Genomic DNA, 1,749 nt, shown 5'->3' on the forward strand with positions numbered 1-1,749 from the left:
TAACGTGTACGCGGTAGAGGAGCGTTCTGTAAGCCGTTGAAGGTGAAGGGGTAACCCACACTGGAGGTATCAGAAGTGCGAATGCTGACATGAGTAACGATAAAGGGGGTGAAAAACCCCCTCGCCGAAAGACCAAGGGTTCCTGTCCAACGTTAATCGGGGCAGGGTGAGTCGACCCCTAAGGCGAGGCCGAAAGGCGTAGTCGATGGGAAACGGGTTAATATTCCCGTACTTCTGCTAACTGCGATGGAGAGACGGAGAAGGCTAGGTCAGCGCGGCGTTGGTAGTCCGCGTTTAAGGTGGTAGGTAGTGTGCTTAGGCAAATCCGGGCACATATATACCGAGAGCTGATGACGAGGTCCTACGGGACTGAAGTGATTGATGCCAGGCTTCCAGGAAAATCTTCTAAGCTTCAGGTTAGCAGGAATCGTACCCCAAACCGACACAGGTGGTCGGGTAGAGAATACCAAGGCGCTTGAGAGAACTCGGCTGAAGGAACTAGGCAAAATGGTACCGTAACTTCGGGAGAAGGTACGCTGCTGATGGTGAAGGGACTTGCTCCCGGAGCTGTTGGCAGTCGCAGATACCAGCTGGCTGCAACTGTTTATCAAAAACACAGCACTGTGCAAACTCGCAAGAGGAAGTATACGGTGTGACGCCTGCCCGGTGCCGGAAGGTTAATTGATTGGGTTATCGCAAGAGAAGCTCATGATCGAAGCCCCGGTAAACGGCGGCCGTAACTATAACGGTCCTAAGGTAGCGAAATTCCTTGTCGGGTAAGTTCCGACCTGCACGAATGGCGTAATGATGGCCAGGCTGTCTCCAGCCGAGACTCAGTGAAGTTGAAATTGCGGTGAAGATGCCGTATACCCGCGGCTAGACGGAAAGACCCCGTGAACCTTTACTATAGCTTGGCACTGAACATTGACCCTACATGTGTAGGATAGGTGGGAGACTTTGAAGCGGGAACGCCAGTTCTCGTGGAGTCAATCTTGAAATACCACCCTTGTAGTGTTGATGTTCTAACCTAGGCCGCTCATCGCGGTCAGGGACAGTGCCTGGTGGGTAGTTTGACTGGGGCGGTCTCCTCCCAAAGAGTAACGGAGGAGCACGAAGGTTGGCTAAACACGGTCGGACATCGTGTGGTTAGTGTAATGGCACAAGCCAGCTTAACTGCGAGACAGACACGTCGAGCAGGTACGAAAGTAGGTCATAGTGATCCGGTGGTTCTGCATGGAAGGGCCATCGCTCAACGGATAAAAGGTACTCCGGGGATAACAGGCTGATACCGCCCAAGAGTTCATATCGACGGCGGTGTTTGGCACCTCGATGTCGGCTCATCACATCCTGGGGCTGAAGTCGGTCCCAAGGGTATGGCTGTTCGCCATTTAAAGTGGTACGCGAGCTGGGTTCAGAACGTCGTGAGACAGTTCGGTCCCTATCTGCCGTGGGCGTTGGAAGATTGAGGGGGGTTGCTCCTAGTACGAGAGGACCGGAGTGAACGAACCGCTGGTGTTCGGGTTGTCATGCCAATGGCACTGCCCGGTAGCTACGTTCGGAATCGATAACCGCTGAAAGCATCTAAGCGGGAAGCGAGCCCCAAGATGAGTCTTCCCTTGGACCTAGAGTCCACTGAAGAGCCGTCCGAGACCAGGACGTTGATAGGCAGGGTGTGTAAGCGTTGTGAGGCGTTGAGCTAACCTGTACTAATGACTCGTGCGGCTTAACCATACAACCCAGATGGGTTTC

The 1,749-nt window shown here is 53.7% G+C and carries 1 rRNA gene; it reads left to right on the plus strand.

Annotated elements, in window-relative coordinates:
* A 23S ribosomal RNA gene (locus tag KJI95_RS19345) occupies positions 1 to 1,731 on the plus strand; the annotation flags it as partial.
* Positions 1,732 to 1,749 lie beyond the last annotated feature (18 nt).

This window comes from Shewanella jiangmenensis (genome assembly GCF_018596335.1).
In the GTDB taxonomy this organism is placed as follows: domain Bacteria; phylum Pseudomonadota; class Gammaproteobacteria; order Enterobacterales; family Shewanellaceae; genus Shewanella; species Shewanella jiangmenensis.